We start from the raw sequence: 18,961 nt of genomic DNA, 5'->3' as shown, positions 1-18,961 counted from the left end.
TAATAGCCCTCGACGTGGAATGTATTGTCGCGAATCGGGTGCGTGTACCAGGCGCCGTTGAACACGGCGTTGCCGACGAGGCCGCCAACAACCGGCTTGCCCTGTGCGTCGACAATTTTGCCATAGACGTCCAGGCCCGATTCGATCGGCAGCATCACCTCGACTTGCTGGTCGCCCTCCGAGGGATTGATCTCGCGGAGGATGATTTCATTGCTGTCGATCAACATCGATGGGACAGTCTTGTATGTCTTCCCCGCAAACGTGCCACCGATACCGGTGCCGTCCGATACCAACTCCGCCCCCTGTCCGCGGCGATAGCGCGTATGATCCATTGCCATGTACGTGACGATGCCCGGGCCGGGCGGGATCGGCATCTCGAAACGCCCCGCGGCGTCAGAGCGCGCTTCGTAAGAGATCCGCGACCTCGCCAGGCCGGGGTATGACTTCAAGTGGGGATTGTTCGACCGGGCGAAATACTGCACGCGTCCGGGAATCGGCCGACCGGTCGCCTTGTCGGTCGCCTGGCCGCGCAGCCAGACGCCGTGCCGAATCTGGAAATCCTTCTCCGGCGCTGGCTTGTCGAGCGCGAGCTTCACCGGGGCGCCCGTCGGCACGTAACCCGACTTCGCCGCGGGCCACACGATGATGCTCTCGCTGTCGTCGAGCGCCAGCCCCTCGAGCCGGTAGCGACCATCAGCATCGGTCATCGAGGTAATGTCGTGCTTGCCAAAGCTCATGAACGTGCCGACCTGACCGAGCGATACCCGTACGCCCGCGATCGGGGCGCCCGTTTCGGCGTCGGTGATGCGGCCGGTGATCGGCTTCGAAGGGCCGGCCGCGAAGGTGAACTTGTGCGGATAAACCGTGTCGCTAGCCTCGATGCGTCCCATTCCGCGCTCGCGAAAACCACCGATGCGAAGCACTTCGCCGCCGCGGGTGCGCGTCTTGACGAGGCTGGTTTCAATATCCGGACCGCTGATCATCAACTCGGCCACACGTTCGCGCCCGACGCCGCGCATCGTGAAGCGCCCCTCGGCATCGGCCGTCACATCATGCACGATCGAAGGCAATTGCCAGGTGTTGATCTCGACCGGCACATGATTGTTGCGCAGCGTATAAAAGCGAGCCTTCGGGTCGCGCGCTTCCTGCTCCCAGCCGTCGAGATTGGCAGTACCCTTCGCCGCATCCTGCAACATGACGTCATGCAAGCGGACCCGCGCCCCGGGGACTGGCTTGCCTTCGATCGAGACGACCTGTCCCACCAGCGGCGCATCATCGCGCACCAGTTGCAGAACGGGAGGTTCGTCGAGTTGGTCGCGCTGCAGGTAGTTCTTCATGTGATCAAGCACCTGTTGCGGTAGATGCTTGCGCGCCTCGCCGGTCGTTTCGAAAGCGATCGACCATCCGTGGGCAAAGCCATAGCCTTCGGCCGTGGCGACGATGCCGCAGAGGTATCGCGAGTTGTCCGAGAGCGGATCGAAGTCCGAGGTCTTCGTCGAGAAATCGAACGCGCCGTCGGCGTCCGTGACGGCCAGGGGCGAAAGATCGCCACGCGGCGCGGCCCCTTGCAGCCAGTAGTGGAAGAAGATTTTGGCCCCGGCGACGGGTTTATCGTCGGTATCCACAACCCGGCCGCGGTAGTGCAGCTCGACGTCGTCCGTCGGCGCGCCGGCAGCGGTTGCTGGCCCGTCCGTTGTTGTTGCGACGTCGGCTTTCGCGGCATCTGCCTCCCGGTCGGACGACGTGGTGGCGGATTCTCTCTCGCCCGCGGCGATCGACTCACTTTTCTCATTGGCTTCGGCACCTGCGGGCACACCTCTCCCTGCCGGCCCCAGCACGCCTGTGCCCAAGGTCGCGGCCAATCCGCCGGCCAGAATCAGCGCAAGCGCGGTCAAGCTGATGGAAAGTGACAATCGCCGCGTGCGATCGAGAATCCGCGCCACGCGCCGCCCCAGCAATGAACGAAACGTCACCAGCGGCACCACGGCCGACGAAGCCGGCAGCAGCGTGCGCTCGGCCAGGCTGACCAGGATGTCGGCATACGTCCCGCGATCGGCCCCGTGCTCGACGACGTGATCGTCGCACACCTCTTCGGCCGACACTTCCAGCCGGCGCGACAAGCGCCACGCCAGCGGCTGAAAGAAGAGGACCGCGCAAACCACTTGCCGCACGACATTCCACAGGCAATCGCGCCGCCGCAAGTGCGCGAGCTCGTGGACGAAGACCGTCGCCAGCGGCAGCTCCGGCAGCTCATCCGGCAGCAGAATCGCCGGGCGGATCACACCTGCCAGGCATGGCCCCGCGACAAACGGGCTCGTGAGCACGACGGGCGGCCACACCCCCAATTTCTCGGCCACTTGCCAGCAAATCTGCTGCTGCTCGGCCGGCGCCGGATGCGCGGCGCGGCGCAAGCTCAGCAAATGAATATGCGCAAATACCACCCGCAGCAGAAATAGCGCGGTGATCATCAACCACGAAACGGCCAGGAAACCGACGAGCAACGCTGTCCACGGGCGCAGCACGGTGGTCGGCACCATCTCGACGACTTCGACAAGCTCCACCGTGGGTGCGGCGCTGGCGAACGGCTCTGGCGCAGCCGCGGTTTCCGCCGCCGCAGGTTCCGGCGCCCCAGCTTCCGGCCCTTGTGCAACTGCCGCCATCACCGGTGCCTCCGGCATGCGCTCGGGGGCGGGCATACCTCCTCTTGCAGACATCATCGCGTCGGGCGCAGAGGACGCCACATCGTTCCCGTGCAATGGTGCAATGGCCGGTTCCCGCGGAGCCGAAGGCGTGGTTCTCACCGGGGGCGCCGCGGCGGGCGCCTCGACCATGCGCGTCACCGCCACCAGTTCCACCGCCGCCACGCGCAGCTCGGGCAAAGCCGTGATGCCGAGCGTCATACCGAATTGCGCGAGACACCAGGTGACGATCGGGCACAAAAATGCCGCGACGAGCGTCGTGCGATAAATGGCCGACGCAAACGCCGGGCCACGGTTGGCAAACAACCTGCCGGCCAGCAGTCCGGCCGCGATCAACAGCGTCGATTGCACGAACCAGTGGCCTGCCAGCTCGCAGATCGTGGCCGACCATTCGAACAAGCCGATCCAAGTGGGCGACAGCGTCATCGCAGAGGCCTCTTATTTGCGTGACTGTTCGTTGACCAGACGGCGAATCTCTTTGAGCTCTTCGGGAGACACTTTTTCGTTTTTCAGCAAGTAGGCCACCATGTCGCTGACGCTGCCGCCAAAAACACGGTCGACCAGCTCGCGCGTCACGCTGCGGGCCACCTGCCCTTCGCGCACCAAGGGAAAAAAGACGAAGGTCCGCCCCTCGACGTCATGCCCCACGGCCTGTTTCACTTCCAGGCCGCGCAGCAGCGTTTGCACGGTGCTGTGAGCGATTGGCTCATCGGCGTTGAGTGCGTCCGTGATTTCCTTGGCGGTGACGCGCCGCCGTTGCCAGAGCACCTGCATGATCCGCAGTTGCACGCGACCGAGCCGGACGGTCATTCGTTCCTCCTGCCGGGCGAAAGCCGGTTACATCCGTTAGGCGGAGCGGCCGCGCGAGGGCGGCCGGTCGGCATCTATCATCTAGTTGACTAGATTTAACAGATACAACGACAGCCCGCAAGCAAAATCCCTGCAGAATTCTCCGACCCCAGCGCCGGGCGGTTTCCCATCCAGACACGTCGAGGAAACGGCTTGGCGGTTCAGTTTTTCATGCTGCGTACCGATGCAGGCGAGACGCCTGCACCACAAAATGCCGATGCGACAAAAGTTGTGGTGCGGCCGTCCCGGCTGCACAGCCCCCCATTTTCAGAGGGAAAGGCCGTGAATGAGAATTGCGACTGCTGCTTATTCGCCGAGTAAGTATTAGAATTCAACAGCACGACGCATCCCGCACTCACGCTCGAGGAATTCCGATGAAGATCCTACCCATGGCAGCTCTGGGACTTTTGATCGTGGCCCTGGCCGTCGGCGGCTGCGCCTACCAGGGCTATAACGAGGCGATGACCCTCGACGAGAGCGTGAAGCAGCATTGGGCCCAGGTCGAGAATCAATTGCAGCGCCGCTACGACCTGATTCCCAACCTGGTCGAGACGGTGAAAGGGATCGCCGCGCAGGAGCAAAAGATCTTCCTCGGCATCGCCGACGCGCGCAAGGCATACTTTCAGGCCAAGGATTCCGGCACCGTCGCCGAGAAAGCCGAAGCGGCCAACGGCGTCGAACGGGCCTTGTCGCGTCTCTTGTTCCTGCAAGAAAAATATCCCGAGCTCAAATCCAACGAATCATTCTTGAAGTTACAGGACGAACTGGCGGGCACCGAGAACCGGCTGGCCGTCGAGCGCAAGCGCTACAACGAATCGGTCGAAACGATGAACGTCTTCGTCCGCCGCTTTCCCAGCAACTTGTACGCGATGCTGGCCGGCGTGAAGAACGCCGAATACTTCAAACCGCCCGAAGAAGCCAAGGAAGCGCCGAAGGTCGACTTCAACACCCCCGAGCCGGCCGCAAAGAGCTGATCGACAGAATGGGTCTGCGAGTGCCCTCAGGCGGCACAGCTATGGAACGAATTCGAGCCCCGCAGGGGCGACGTTGATCGCCGGGGCATGCGCCATGTCGCCCCTTCCGGGGATTACGATTGCCTTGCCGGACGATCACCGTGGGTTTGCGTCGACGGCCACATGACCAGGACCCTGCGGGGTCAAAACTCGCGCCCGTGCCCCCCCCGTATTCCGTTGCATGACGTTCCACGCCCTGAAAACCCAGGCAGACCGTGAATCGCTGACGGGGCGCAACAACACGAGCGCTATTTCGTAGTCGCCTCTCGAAATCAGGCCAGCTCGGCCGGTAAAATTGGGGACTACGTTCCGCACTGCCGGGCGAGCCGTTCGTGCACCTCGATCGCTCCACCACGCGGCCCTTTCGGCTAGCAGGGATGAGAGCGGCGGGCCCCCGCCTGCATTCATCACCGCGCAAGCGCGCCATCCGTCTCTTCGGTCGCCAGTTCCGTTCGTACCGCGCCTCCAGCCACGCTTCATTCCGCCGGCAACGCGAACTACGTTTTGCGCGTTGAATAATTCCACTCATTGAATAATTCGCGCCCGGCCAAAAAACCCTCTCCCTGTCAGGGATAGGGCCGGGTGAGGGCTTCAAAGAATGTCGACTACACCGAAAAGAAGCGTATCTCAACCGACTCGCCCGCGATGCACAGCGCACCGCGATAACCGTCCACCACCGGTATATCGCATACCGCCCACGCGGTTTCCGGGCGGGCCGGGACAGGGATACTGCGCCAGCTATTGTCGGGCGCAGAATCCGATTGCTCGGAGCTCACGTCGAATTCATCCAGCGGCATCGACAACCCCGTACCGACCGCCTTGATCACCGCTTCCTTGCGCGTCCACAAGCGAAAGAAGCGCTCCTGCGCAGCTCGTTCGTCCGCCGCCGATTCCAGCAGTCGAATCTCGGCCGGCGTGAAATGGTTCCGGGCAATCGCTCGGGCCTCGGACACTTCGCGAACGAACTCGACATCAACGCCGACCTCGCGCGCCATCACAAACGCGTACAGCGCAAAGCCGCCGCGGTGTGAGACATTGAACTGCACCGCCTGTGCGACGCCACCACCATCAAGCTCGGGCTTGCCGCGCGGACCGTAACGAAACAATAGTCCGGCCGCATCGTTGCCCGTGTACCGCGCTAACAGCCGCCGCAGAATGCCGCGGGCCGCGACGTACTTATTTCGGTCGCGGTCAAAATGAAAACGGGCCGCGCGGGCACGCTCGTCAGCCGAAAGTGTTGCCGAGAGCGCAGCAAAGTCTGCTGGCGCCGGATCGATGGCCGCTCGCCACACGTGCGCGACACCGACTGCGAGCGACGGGTGATCGTGCGGCCGCTGGTAGGGATCGATCATCGAGAGATTCCCATCCCGGATTCCAGCCGGCACTTTCCGTGATCCAGCAATTTGTCGCTTGTCCGCATAATAGGCGCGATCGATACAGATTAGCACATTCTCGGCGAAACCGGCCTGGCGACCGGTCGCAGCAGGTTTGCGCCTCGTGGCCCGCTATTGTGTGATGTTCCGCGCTACCGATACCAGCAGTGGGTCATTGTGCGCTGCGGAAAGGAATCCGCCGCCAATCTCTTCGGCCAGGGATGGTTATCGGATGGACAGGCGGCGCGTCGGCTGGGCGATTTGCCTGGCACTTCTTTACTGGACCGCCGGTTGCAAGCACCCGGTGCAGATCGTGACGAACAATCGCGTCACGATGGATACGCCCAGCTTGCGCGCCATGCAACGGCTGGCCGTGATTCCCGTCACGCGCGGCGCTCCGGGCGTCGATCGGCAGATCGCGCTGATCGATGTCGACGGTCTGCTCGTAAATCAGCCGATGACAGGGCTCCTAAGCGACGGAGAAAATCCCGTCGCACTGTTTCGTGAGAAGCTCGATCGCGTGGCGAGTTCGGGCTGCTACGCAGGGCTGGTTCTGCGCATCAATAGCCCCGGCGGCGGCGTCACGGCCTCGGACGTAATGTGGCACGACCTGCAGGAATTTAAAGCCCGCACGCACCTGCCGGTGATTGCCTGCCTGATGGACGTGGGCGCCGGCGGGGCGTATTACCTGTCGACGGCCGCCGATCATGTGGTGGCGCATCCTACGACGGTCACCGGCGGCATCGGCGTGATTTTGAACCTGTACAACCTCGAAGATGCCATGGGGCAATTCAACGTCGTGGGCACGCCGATCAAAGCGGGCGAGAATGTCGACCTGGGCACGCCGATCAAGCCGCAAAGCGAAGAGGCCCGCGCCATTCTGCAACGCATGGCGAACGAGTTCCACGAACGATTTCGGAAGATCGTTATCGAGCGGCGCCCGCAACTGGCCCATGCCTCGCCCGATCTCTTTGACGGCCGCGTTTTCACGGCGCAGCAAGCGCTTACGGCGGGCCTGGTCGACACGATCGGCTATCTCGATCAGGCCGCGGAAATGGCGGGGCAAATGGGAGGCGCGCCCGGCGCGGCGCTCGTCCTCCTGCATCGCCCCAATGATGGCGCACGGACCCCCTACGACGTCACGGCAAACGTGCCGATTCAAAGCAGCTTCCTGCCGATCAGCATGCCCGGCCTGGAGCGCGCCCGACTGCCGACGTTTCTCTACCTTTGGCAGCCAGAGCCTACGATGGAACGCCTGACGGGGCGTTAGTGGCTGCGCCGCGCGCTGCTTGGCCGGCAATTGACCACTTCGGCCCTTGGTAAGTTCTATCCCGAAGGTCTTGCCGTCCGCCCGCGAGTCTGCCGCCGGGCGCGTGATTCCGGCCCCATTTCCTGGGCACTGCGCCCGCGCACGGTGCCGGATTTGCTGTTTATACGGGCGAGGACACACCGTCGCTTTGCCTGCTCGCCGCTAAAACCCGTAGGAACATCAGCGTCACCGAGCGCATTCGAAAATCAGCTGGTTCTCCGGTGCATTTGCTGCATCGGCCGCGATTCGCGTCCGATCTTGCCAGAGAGATAGTCTGCGGTAACTGCGGAACTTCTATCGCCTTGATTGGCCCCCGCCGATGCGATTGATCAGCCTCGTCTACAAGAACATCGCACGTCGACGCATCCGCTCGGCCCTGACGGTCACGGGCATGGCCGTCGCCGTGGCTGCCGTGGTGGCGCTGGTCGGCATCGCCGACGGTTTCAAACGATCCTTCCTCGACATGTACCAGGCGCACGGCGTCGACGTCGTGGTGGTGCGCGGCCGCTCCGCCGATCGCATGACCAGCGAGTTGGACCAAGGGATCGGCGCAAAGATCGCCACGATTCCCCACGTCACGGCCGTCGAACCGGTGCTCTTGGACGTCGTCTCGCTCGAAGAATTGGGCCCCGTGGGCGTCGTCGTGCAGGGGCTCGAGCCGACCGGTGCCCTGGACCGCGGGCGTACGCTTTCGGCCGGAACGGGCTTTGGTCCCGAGGACAAAAAGGTCGCGCTGTTGGGCCGCATCTTAGCGGCGAACCTGGGCAAATCCGTCGGCGACGAAATCGAAATCTACGAGAACGAGCGCTTCCGCATCGTCGGCATCTACGACGGCGGCAACATCTTCGAAAATGGCGCGATGATCGTGCCGCTCGTCGAACTGCAGCGGATGCTCGACCAGTCGCACCAGGTAACGGCCTTCAACGTACGCGTCGACCGCGCAAGCGGCGCGGATGCTGTGCCCGACGTCGTGCAGGCGATCAATGGCCTGGGAGTCGGCGTCTCGGCGATGGCGACGGAGAACTACGTCGCGACCGACAGCAAGATTCAAATCGCCAGCGCCATGGCGTGGAGCATCTCGGCGATCGCCTTGGTGATTGGCGCCGTGGGCATGTTGAACACGATGATCGTATCGGTGTTCGAGCGCACGAGCGAAATCGGGATTCTGCGCGCGATCGGCTGGCGCCGCGGGCGCATCGTGCGAATGATCATCCTCGAAGCGGGTTTGCTGAGCATTGCCGGCGGCGTCATTGGCACATTACTTGCTCTTGGTATGACGCAACTGTTAAGCCGCGCACCGACGACCGCTGGACTCGTCAGCGGCTACGTGGCGCCGGGCGTCATCGTGCAAGGGCTGTGCATTGCCGTCCTCATCGGCATCTTGGGGGCGATTTACCCCGCGATCCGCGCCGCCCAATTACTCCCTACCGTGGCTCTGCGTGGCCAGGGTTGAATACACCGCCAGTACATTTACCCCCTTTTTAGTTCTTGCCTCCGATGAACGACGGAATTGTCAATGATGCGACGGCCGCCGAGGAATCGCGATTCCCTGCGCAAGGCGCCGGGGTAGCGGGCCTTCGCGCGGCGAACCTGGTCGAGATCTTTCGCCGCCGCGCCGCGGAACACGGCCAGCGCGTCGCGTTCACGTTCCTGGCCGGCGACGATACCGCCGCGCCCTGCGATCGCACTTACGCGGAACTTGACCAGCAGGCCCGCGCGATCGCCGCGCATTTGCAGCAGCGCTGCCGGCCGCTCGATCGTGTGCTGTTGATGTATGACACGGGGCTCGACTACCTGGCGGCGCTGGCCGGCTGCATGTATGCCGGAGTGGTGGCTGTACCTGTTTTTGCTCCTGATCCCACGCGCGTCGCGCGCACATTGCCGCGTCTGGAGGCAATCGTCGTCGACGCACAAGCCGAGATTCTGCTAGGCACGTCGTCCGACCTGGCGTGGGCCGGCGCGCTCTTGGGTCAAGTGCCGGGGCTCGGCCAGATCGTCCCCAGCGATGAAATCGACCTCGGCATGGCCGAGAATTGGAGCGCGCCGCAACTCGACCGCGACGCGCCCGCCTTCTTGCAATACACCTCGGGTTCGACCGGAACGCCCAAGGGTGTGCTGGTTCGCCACGGCAACGTGCTGGCCAATTTGGCGCAGATGGAACAACTGCTCGACGTCGAGGATGCCATCGCCTGCACCTGGCTGCCCGCCTATCACGACATGGGCCTCGTCGGCGGCATCCTGCAATGCTGGTATAGCGGTCGGCGCAACGTCATGTTGTCTCCGCTGGCCTTCTTTCAGCAACCGCTGCGCTGGATGCAGGCGGTGTCCGACTATCGCGCGACGACAATCGCCGCCCCCGACTTCGCATACGACTTGTGCGTGCGCAAGATCAAGCCCGAGGAACGCCGCACGCTCGATTTGAGCTCGTTGCAGTTGGCTCTGTCGGGCGCCGAACCGGTGCGCGCCACGACGATTGAGCGTTTCGTCGAAGCGTTCGCCGAATGCGGCTTCCGTCGGCGGGTTTTTTCCCCGTGCTATGGCATGGCCGAAGCCACGCTGTTGATCACGGCCACGCCCCCCAAGCACGACGTCACGGTGCGCAGCTTCGACGCCGAGCAACTGGCCGAAAATCGCGCGGTGTTCGTGCCCGGAAAATCACCGAAGGCGCGCACGCTCGTCGGTTGCGGTCAGCCGGCTGCCGATCAGAAACTCGTCATCGTCGATCCGCATTCGCGCCGCAGACTGAGCACCGGTGAAGTAGGAGAAATCTGGGTCAGCGGCCCCAACGTGGCCGCGGGCTATTGGAATCGCATGGAAGAAACCGTCGCCACCTTCCACGCCTTCACCACCGACGGAGAGGGTCCGTTCCTGCGTACGGGCGATCTGGGATTTCTCGACGGCGACGAGCTGTTCATCAGTGGCCGCGCGAAGGATCTGATCATCATTCGCGGTCGCAACTTCCATCCGCAGGATTTGGAACAGGCGGTCGAGGGTTGCCATCCGGCGATTAAAGCCCGCTCGGCCGTGGCCTTTTCGATCGACACGAGCGAGCGCGAACGCCTGGTGATCGTGCAAGAGGTGCTGCGCCCCGCGAAGACCGACCTGGAGGAAGTCTCACAGGCCATCCGCCGCGCGATCTTCGACGCCTACGAACTCGCGGTCGATACCGTGGCGCTCATTCGCGTCGGCACCATTCCCAAGACCACCAGCGGAAAGCTGCAGCGACGCGCCTGCCGAGAACAATTCGAAAGTGGCGAGCTGGACGTGCTGTATTGCACGGACACGATTGCCAACCCGCTGCCGGCTTCGTCTTACGTCGCCCCGCGCAACCCGCTCGAAAAAGAGCTGGCGCGCATCTGGGCCGAGGTGCTGGGTCACGACCGTGTCGGCGTAAACGACAATTTCTTCGATCTGGGAGGAACCAGCCTTTTGGCCACGCAACTGGCCAGCCGCCTCGGCCCGCTTGTGGGCCAGCCGCTGCCGCTGTCGAAACTGTTCGATTGCCCGACGATCGCGCAGCTGGCTGAGGTCATATCAGCACAAGTCAACTTCTACCGCTCGCGCGATGCCGAATTGCTGGAATACCTCGACAGCATGTCCGACGAAGAGGCTGCGGCGATCCTGGCGCACACCGAAAAGTCGACGATGCGCGTGGCCCCGTCCGCGCCGGGCATTGCGTCGCCGGGCAACTACATGCTGCTCGTGGAGCCGCCGACCGATTTCACTCAAAGCTCGCCGCCGCGCTAACGATTGCCCAATGACAGAGTCCGCTTCGCCCTCAATGGTTATTTCGCCTGAGCGATTCGCATCGCTCTCACCGGCCAAGCGCGCGCTGCTGTTACGACTACAGGCCGAGAAACAGGCGCCGAAGGCCGTCGATTGCCCGCGCCGCGACCCGAGCGATCCGGTCCCCTTGTCGTTCGGTCAAGAGCGGTTGTGGTTCTTGGATCAGCTCGAACCGGGCAACCCGTTCTACAATGTCGCCATCGCCACGCGTTTGGCGGGCGAACTCGACGCTGATCTGCTGGCTGCGGCCCTGCACGCCGTGATCCAACGGCACGAGGCGCTGCGCACCGTATTTCGCGCGGTCGCGGACAGGCCGGAGCAGATCGTTTGCCCCACGATCCGGTTCCAGCTCGCGCGCGACGATTTCTCGGCGGTGCCGGGACCGGCACGTGACGAAGCGCTGGCACAAGCCCAGGCGGCCGAAGCGGTACGTCCCTTCGATCTCGCGCATGGCCCGTTGATCCGCGCTCGGCTGGTGCGTCTGGCACGTGACGAGCACGTGCTGCTGTTGACGCTGCACCATATCATCTGCGACGGCTGGTCGCTGGCCGTGCTGCGGCAAGAAATCGCCGAACAATACGCGGCGCTCCGCGCCGGGCGCAAACACGTGCTTCCGGAGCTGCCGCTGCAGTTCAGCGATTATGCGATTCGCGAGCGCCAAGCGGCCGGCGACCCGGTGACCGCGGCACACCTGCAATATTGGCGCGAGCAGTTGACCGAGTTGCCCGGCCCGCTGGCGCTGCCGCTCGATTATCCGCGTCCGGCGGTGCAGGCTTATCGCGGCGCCACGCGACGGCTCCGCCTGACCGGCCCTCTGGTCGGAGACCTTCGCCGCCTGGCCGCCGAGGAAAATGGCACGCTTTGTATGGTGTTGCTCGCCGCGTTTCAGGTATTGCTTGCTCGGTACGCGCGGCAGCATGACGTGTGCGTCGGTATGCCAATCGCCGGCCGGACGCGTCCCGAGCTCGAACGCTTGATCGGATTTTTCGTCAATACGCTAGTGATCCGCGGCCGGCTGGAGAAGGATCTCGGCTTTCGCGACTTTCTGAAACAACTGCGCGCGACGATGCTCGACGCCTACGAGCACCAGGAGCTGCCGTTTTCGCGCCTGGTTGAAGAACTGATGCCCCAGCGCGACCTCGGCCGCAGTCCGCTCGTGCAAGTGATGTTTGTCTTGCAGAACATTCCGCTCGCGCCGCGACAGGTTGCCGGCCTGACGATTACGGACAACAGTTTCGATCACGCGCCGGTTTCGAATTTCGACCTGACCTTGAACGTCGACGAGCATCCTGACCGGCTTGACTTGTCGCTGGTTTACAATACGGACTTGTTCGCGCCCACGACGATCGACGCCATGCTCGAAGCGTACCGCGTCCTGCTTACGGCCATCGTGAGCAACCGCGATTGTGCGGTCTTCGAGCTGCCGCTGCTGTCGGCCGCCGCAAAGCGGCAACAGCTCGAACACTGGAACGCGACGGCGGTTCCTTTTCCCGATCGTCGGTGCATTCATGAACTGTTCGTCGAACAGGCGCAGCGTACGCCGAACGCGATTGCCCTCCGCTTCGAACAGCAAGAGGTCACTTACCAGCAGCTCGAATGTCGCAGCAACCAGCTCGCACGCTACTTGATCCAACGACGTGTCACGAGCGATGTGCCCGTTGGCGTGTGTCTCGGTCGCTCGCCCGAGGTGATTGTCGCAATCCTGGCGATACTCAAGGCCGGTGCCGGCTATCTGCCGATCGATCCGCTGTATCCGCAAGCGCGTCGCGCGGCCATGATCGAGGACGCGCGATTGCAAATCGTCGTGACCGATTCCGAGGTCTCGTCATGCCTGCCGCCAGGAGACTATCAGCGGATTCTCGTCGACGCAGACGCCAAGAAAATTGCCGCATTCAGCGAAGCGACACTGCCACCGAACGCCCGGCCTGACGACGTTGCCTACATCATTTACACGTCCGGATCGACCGGGCAGCCCAAGGGGGTCGAGGTCCCGCATCGTGGGCTGGTCAATCACGCGACCGAGTTGGCGCGGCGTGCCGCATTGCGGCCCGGCGACGCGCTGTTGCAATATCTCTCACTCAGCTTCGACGCGGCCGTGGAAGAGATCTTCCCCACGCTCAGTAGTGGCGCGACGTTGCACATGCATCCTTCGCCGGCCGAGTTGTCGGGGCGCGTCCTGCTCGATTGGTCGCGCGAGCAGGGGGTTAATGTGCTCCACTTGCCGGCGGTCGTGTGGTCTTCGCTCGTCGACGAAACGGCAAAGTCCGCTGGGGCCGCAACCCGGCATCTGAAAACCGTTATTGTCGGCGGCGACAGCATCGCGACCGAACAAGTCGAACGCTGGCGCGCCGCAACCGGCGATGCCTGTCGCTTTCTGTTCGCCTACGGAGTCACCGAGGTCACGATCACGAGCACGCTGTTCGATCCGGCCGACGGGCTGCCGGCCACGGCGTCGAGCGTATTGCCCATCGGTCGCCCGATCGCCAACACGCGACTCTATGTGCTCGACGAGTTTCAGCAACCGCTCCCCCTCGGCGTGCCGGGTGAACTGTACATCGGCGGCGCGGGCGTGGCACGCGGCTACCTTCGCCGGCCGGAACTGACCAGCGAGCGTTTCCTGGTCGATCCCTTTGTCGGCGGGTCAGACGCCCGCATGTATCGCACGGGCGACCTGGTGCGCTATCTGGCCGACGGCAACATCGAGTTTCTGGGGCGCGTCGACCGGCAGCTCAAAGTGCGCGGCTATCGCGTCGAGCCAGCTGAGATCGAAGCGGTGTTGCAGTTGCATCCGCAAGTGCGCGAAGCAATCGTCGTACCGCGCGGGCCAGGCGACAGTCGGCGCCTGGCCGCTTATGTCGGCTGCGGCGAACCGCTCGTTCGCGAAACAGAACTCCACGAGTTTCTCACGGCGAGACTGCCGGGCCACATGCTGCCGGCAGCGCTGGTGGTTCTTGCCGAATTGCCGCGGCTGTCATGCGCGAAAATCGATGTCGCTGCGCTGCCGGATCCATCGTGGGGTCGCTGTGAGCAACGCCCGCCGATGGCGCCACCGACAACGGACGCCGAGCGGGTCCTGGTCAAGATTTGGACCGAAGTGCTGGGCCGAAGCGAAGTCGGTATCCACGACAATTTTTTCGATATGGGCGGCGATTCGATCCGCAGCATCCAGGTCGTCGCCCGAGCGGGCGCCGCCGGCTGGAAGATCACACCCAAGCAACTGTTTCAGAATCAAACGATCGCCGAGTTGGCCCGCGTCGCTCTCGCAGCGCCTGTCACGTGCGCCCCGCAGGAACCTGTGATCGGGCCGGTTTCGCTATTGCCGATCCAGCACGAATTTTTCGCGCTCGCCGAGGTCGATCCGCATCATCATAACCAGGCGGTGATGCTCGCCGTTTCATCGCAAGCCACGCCAGAAATCATTGAGCAGGCCCTGCAAGAAATTCTCGCGCACCATGACCAGTTGCGCGCCCGTTACGAACGCGATGCTAGCGGCATCTGGTCGCAAGAGATCGCGCCGCCGGCGTCGGAACCGATTCTGGAAGTGATCCGCCTCGCGCGCCTCAACGAGCCCGAGCAATCGGTCGCCATCGAGCATGCCGCGGCAACGGCACAAGTGGGGCTCGACCTGGCTCACGGACCGGTAGCGCGCTTCGTATATTTCGATTGCGGTGCGGAGCAGCCGGCGCGCTTGTTGTGCGTGATGCACCACCTGGTCGTCGATGCGGTCGGTTGGCGCATTCTGCTCGCCGATCTGGATCTCGTTTGCCACCAATTGGCTGCGGGCTTGCCGGTCCAACTGCCCGCGAAGACGACCCCGGTCGTCGAATGGTCGCGCCGCCTGACCCAGTTGGCCGATAGCGACGACGTGCGCAGCCAGCGCGCCCTATGGCTCGCGACCGCGGATCGCGTGAAGCCACTGGCGCGGGAAAGGCACGAGGGGGAGAACCTCGTTGCTTCGGCCGGTGTGATTCGTAAAACGCTTGACGCGGCCACGACCGAGGGTTTGCTGCACGACGCCGCGGCGGCCTACCGCGCGCGAACGCACGAGTTGCTTTTGGCCGCGCTCGTGCAGGTGCTGCGCGATTATTGCAGCAGCGGTCCGTTGCATATCAATCTCGAATCGCACGGCCGCGAAGACTTATTCGCCGACGTCGACCTGTCGCGCACCGTGGGTTGGTTCACCGCGCTCTATCCGGCGCGGTTCGAGGTGCCGCCGGGCGGGTCCCTCGGCGCTCTGGTCCGCTCGGTAAAAGAGCAGTTTCGCGCGGTCCCTCAGGCAGGACTGGGATACGGCATGCTGCGCTGGTTGTCGACTGATCGCGACACGCAGCAGCAACTGGCCAACGTCGGCCAGCCGGAAGTCTGTTTCAACTTCCTCGGCAACCTGGACAATACACTCGCGTCCGACACGTATTTCACGCTCGCCCCCGAATCGCCGGGGCCGCTCGTAAGCCCGCGCTCGCGGCGGCGGCATGTGTGGGAAATTATTGCCGTCGTGCGCGACGGGCAGTTGCAGGTCGCGTGGCATTACAGCCATGCCTGGCATCGTCAGGCAACGATCGAGCGCTTGGCGGCGAAATATCTGGCCGCACTGCGGGCCCTGGTGGAAAGTTGCGGCGAAGCGGACGCGCAGGCGGCGTCGGCCAGCGACTTCCCCTTGGCCAACGTCGATCAATCGGAATTCGACGCATTGCAACAACTGCTGGCACGAGGCTAGCGAAATCGATGCAAGCTCAAAATGCCATGAAGAACGTGAGCGACATCTGGCCGCTGGCGCCGCTGCAGGAGCTAATGCTCGCGCATGCACTCGCCCATCCGCGGTCGGAGCTCCTTACGGTGCAGTTTCATTGCACGATTAGTGGATCGCTCGATGCCGCAATGTTTCGCCACGCCTGGGACGACGTCGCCGCGCGGCACGCGCTCTTGCGCACCGGCTTTGCCTGGGAAGGCTTGAAGAAGCCGCTGCAAGTGGTGCGTCGCACCGTCGAATTACCCTGGAACGAGCACGATTGGCGGCAGCAAACGCCGACCGAAGAACGGAAATTACGCGAGATGCTGCTGCGCGCAACGCGCGCGGCCGGCTTCGACCTCACGCGGCCGCCACTCTCGCGCTGTGATCTGGCGCGGTTGAGCGACCGGGAATGGCTGTTCGTCTGGACCTGCCATCACCTGGTTTCTGATGGATGGTGCGCCGGCATCGTGCTGCGCGAGGCGTTCGAGCGTTACGCGGAATTGGCGGCGGGCCAAACGGACCCCGCCGCACCCGCCCCCTCGTTTGCCGACTATCTGAAGTGGCTTACCGCCCAGGATGAAGCGGCCGCTCGAAGTTTCTGGCGGGAACAACTGCGAGGTAGCGTCGGCGTCACGCCGCTGCCGATCGGCGACGCGTCCACGTCCGGCGCGAACGACGGTCATGCCGCCTGCGAACTACGGCTCTCGGCCATCGAAAGCGCGCGACTGGCCCAACGAGCCCAAGCGGCGCGCGTCGGCACCAATGCCCTGGTCGAAGCCGCCTGGGCGATCCTCTTGGCACGGCATGCCGCGTGCGACGACGTATTGTTCGGCGTCACCGTTTCCGGGCGCCCCCACGAGGTGCCCCATGTCGACACGATCGTCGGCCCATTTGCCAATAATGTACTGCGTCGAGCGGCCGTATCGCTCGACGAACCGGTGATGGCCTTGTCGAAGCGCCTGAACGAGTTGCAAGTCGAGACGCAACCGTTCGAGCATTGTTCGCTGGAGCGGATCGCCCAAGCTGCGGGACGCCGCGCTGGCCGACTGTTTGATTCGCTGGTGGTTTACGAGAACTACCCGCTCCATGCCGTCGAAGAGTTCACGGTCGCGAACATCGCTGTCAGCCGCGTGCATGGTACGACCACGTCGGCATTTCCACTGACGCTGGTCGTTCTACCGGGGCGGGAGTTCATGCTGCGATTGTTGTACGACCGCCAAATCTACAGCGACGAGATTGCGGCGCGATTGCTCGATCAAGTCGCCGTGCTGCTCCGCGGCATTGCCCTGCGGCCCGAGGCGCGCGTCCGTGAACTGGCGCTAGTCGAACGCGGTGAATTGGAATTGCTGGATTGCCTCGACGAGCAAGTACCCAGCCTGCGCGTCTTAGACGCCGCGCGGCAGCCAACTCCGCTAGGCATGCCCGGCCGGCTGTGGATCGCCGCGAAGCCTCGCACCGCCGCCACGGCGATCCGCGGCGGACAACCACGACACGATTGTATAGTCGACCCGCTCGATCCGCGCGGGGTACGAATGCTTCGCGACACCGGCTACCATGCGGCCCGTCAACCCGACGGCGAAATCGAATACTTGGGCCCAGCCTGGTGTCGCGGCGTCGAGTGTCCTGCAAACGAGGCGCCGGTCGAATCGCGCGAGACGATGCGGATCGGGCGAACATGGTTCGATCCGCGGGAAGTCGCCGCGATACTACGACTCTGTCCTTCGATCCATGACGCCACCGCGATTGGTTATACCGACCGCGCGGGAGCAGGCCGCCTGGCGGCTTATGTGGTGCCCGCGGCGAATACAGCCATGGCCCTCATCCAGAATCGCAACGCGCTCGTGATCGAAGAGGCGCGTCGCTTCCTGGCCGACCGCGTGCCGGCGGCGATGATACCTACCGCCTGGGTCGCTCTCGACAAATTGCCCCGCATCGCAACAGGCGAGATTGACACGGCGTTGCTCCCCCCTGCCTTGTCGCCTCGCCCCGATTCCGTACATCCCTACGTGGCGCCGCGCGATATCTGGGAACAGCGCGTGGCGAACGTCTGGTCGCAAGTCTTGGGCGTGGAACCGGTCGGCGTTACCGATAGCTTTCTGGAACTCGGCGGGCATTCCAGCCTGGCCGTGGCGTTGCTCGCCCGCATGGGCGAGGAATTCGGCCGACGATTGCCCTTGGCCGCTCTCTTCGAAGAGCCAACGGTCGAGCATCTCGCGCGGCTGCTGCGGCAAGCGCCCCCTGCCGGCGCCAGCAATTTGGTCGCACCCATCCGGTCGCAGGGAACACAAGCGCCGCTGTTTTGCATCCATCCGGCGGGCGGCACCGTGTTTTGCTATTTGGAGTTGGCGCAACAGCTCGACGCCGACGTGCCGCTCTACGGGATTCAAGCGCGGGGTATCGACGGGACCGAAGCACCGCAGGATTCGATCGAGAGCATGGCCGCGGACTACGTCCGCGCCATTCAATCGATCCAGCCCACGGGAGCCTATCGCTTGTGCGGCTGGTCCACAGGCGGCGTCATCGCCTTTGAAGTCGCGCGACAGCTTCGCGACCAGGGAGACGAAGTCGCGCTGGTCGGACTGATCGATGCCGGCATTCCCAGCGCCGATCGGCAGTTCGATGAGAACGATCTCGTGCCGCTGCTGCAAATGATGTTTCCCGGCGAGGATGCCGCGACATTGCGGCGGCTGCGCGACCTGCCGATCGATAAACAAGTCGAGTACTTTCAAGAGCGGGCCGCAAACGCACGGATCTTGCTGGCCGGCGCCACGCCCCACGGCGCTCGCGCCGTCTTTGACGTCTTCGAGGCGAACATGCGAGCTGTCGTGGAGTATCGACCGCAGCCGCTCTCCGCCCCCTTGCTCGTCATCCGCGCCACCGAGCAATCTACGCCGATGCACGCCGATCCGGATCTGGGTTGGGGCCCGTGGGCCCAGGGCGGCCTCACGACCGTCGAAGTGCCGGGCGGCCATCTCACGATGCTCGAACCGCCGGCCGTCGCGAAGCTAGCAAATGTTCTGCGGCCGTATCTTTCACGGCGCGGCAGTGCCGTCGTGGGCCATTCTCCCGCGGTTCCTGAGGGTTTCTGCGCCGCGACGTGAGAACGCGCATGACACGGCATGCAGTGGCTCTGGCCGCGCTTCATTTAGTGAAGCGGTGCGACCCCACGCGACGATTCGGCTTCTCTATTCGCCGCTCCT

9 protein-coding genes are annotated in these 18,961 nt (G+C 63.8%); 6 read left to right on the top strand and 3 right to left on the bottom strand.

The genetic code is table 11. The features are described 5' to 3' along the window. Both VHD36_10105 and VHD36_10100 read right to left on the bottom strand, forming a co-directional pair. On the bottom strand, nucleotides 1-3,125 hold a 3,125-nt coding region (locus tag VHD36_10105; protein HVU87663.1), incomplete at its 3' end, for a M56 family metallopeptidase. 12 nt (nucleotides 3,126-3,137) lie between these two features. Next, nucleotides 3,138-3,509, bottom strand: a complete 372-nt coding sequence (locus VHD36_10100; GenBank protein HVU87662.1) for a BlaI/MecI/CopY family transcriptional regulator — start codon at nucleotides 3,507-3,509, stop codon at nucleotides 3,138-3,140. Nucleotides 3,510-3,922: 413 nt separating this feature from the next. Between VHD36_10100 and VHD36_10095 the strand changes: the two genes are divergently transcribed. Continuing rightward, a complete protein-coding gene (locus tag VHD36_10095; GenBank protein ID HVU87661.1) occupies nucleotides 3,923-4,522 on the top strand; it encodes a LemA family protein in 600 nt (199 codons plus the stop codon). A 644-nt stretch (nucleotides 4,523-5,166) separates the two neighbouring features. On the opposite strand, the gene VHD36_10090 is transcribed toward VHD36_10095, so the two are convergent. Further along, nucleotides 5,167-5,913 carry a 4'-phosphopantetheinyl transferase superfamily protein gene (locus tag VHD36_10090; protein HVU87660.1) on the bottom strand — a complete coding sequence of 249 codons (747 nt, stop codon included), beginning with the start codon at nucleotides 5,911-5,913 and terminating at the stop codon, nucleotides 5,167-5,169. 253 nt (nucleotides 5,914-6,166) lie between these two features. Between VHD36_10090 and VHD36_10085 the strand changes: the two genes are divergently transcribed. The 5 genes from VHD36_10085 (at nucleotide 6,167) to VHD36_10065 (ending at nucleotide 18,862) form a co-directional block, all read left to right on the top strand. Further along, nucleotides 6,167-7,204: a S49 family peptidase gene (locus tag VHD36_10085; protein ID HVU87659.1), complete on the top strand. Its 1,038-nt coding sequence runs from the start codon at nucleotides 6,167-6,169 to the stop codon at nucleotides 7,202-7,204. Between the two features lie 358 nt (nucleotides 7,205-7,562). Next, nucleotides 7,563-8,696, top strand: a complete 1,134-nt coding sequence (locus tag VHD36_10080; protein HVU87658.1) for an ABC transporter permease — start codon at nucleotides 7,563-7,565, stop codon at nucleotides 8,694-8,696. 44 nt (nucleotides 8,697-8,740) lie between these two features. Beyond that, nucleotides 8,741-10,990, top strand: a complete 2,250-nt coding sequence (locus tag VHD36_10075) for an AMP-binding protein (protein ID HVU87657.1) — start codon at nucleotides 8,741-8,743, stop codon at nucleotides 10,988-10,990. Nucleotides 10,991-11,000: 10 nt separating this feature from the next. Next, nucleotides 11,001-15,746, top strand: a complete 4,746-nt coding sequence (locus tag VHD36_10070) for an amino acid adenylation domain-containing protein (GenBank protein ID HVU87656.1) — start codon at nucleotides 11,001-11,003, stop codon at nucleotides 15,744-15,746. Nucleotides 15,747-15,754: 8 nt separating this feature from the next. Then, the gene (locus VHD36_10065; protein HVU87655.1) at nucleotides 15,755-18,862 is read left to right on the top strand and encodes a condensation domain-containing protein; all 3,108 of its coding nucleotides are present in this window, start codon (nucleotides 15,755-15,757) and stop codon (nucleotides 18,860-18,862) included. Nucleotides 18,863-18,961: the final 99 nt, after the last annotated feature.

This window comes from Pirellulales bacterium, assembly GCA_035546535.1.
Classification (GTDB): Bacteria; Planctomycetota; Planctomycetia; order Pirellulales; family JACPPG01; genus JACPPG01.
This window is presented reverse-complemented; position numbering and strand designations above follow the sequence as displayed.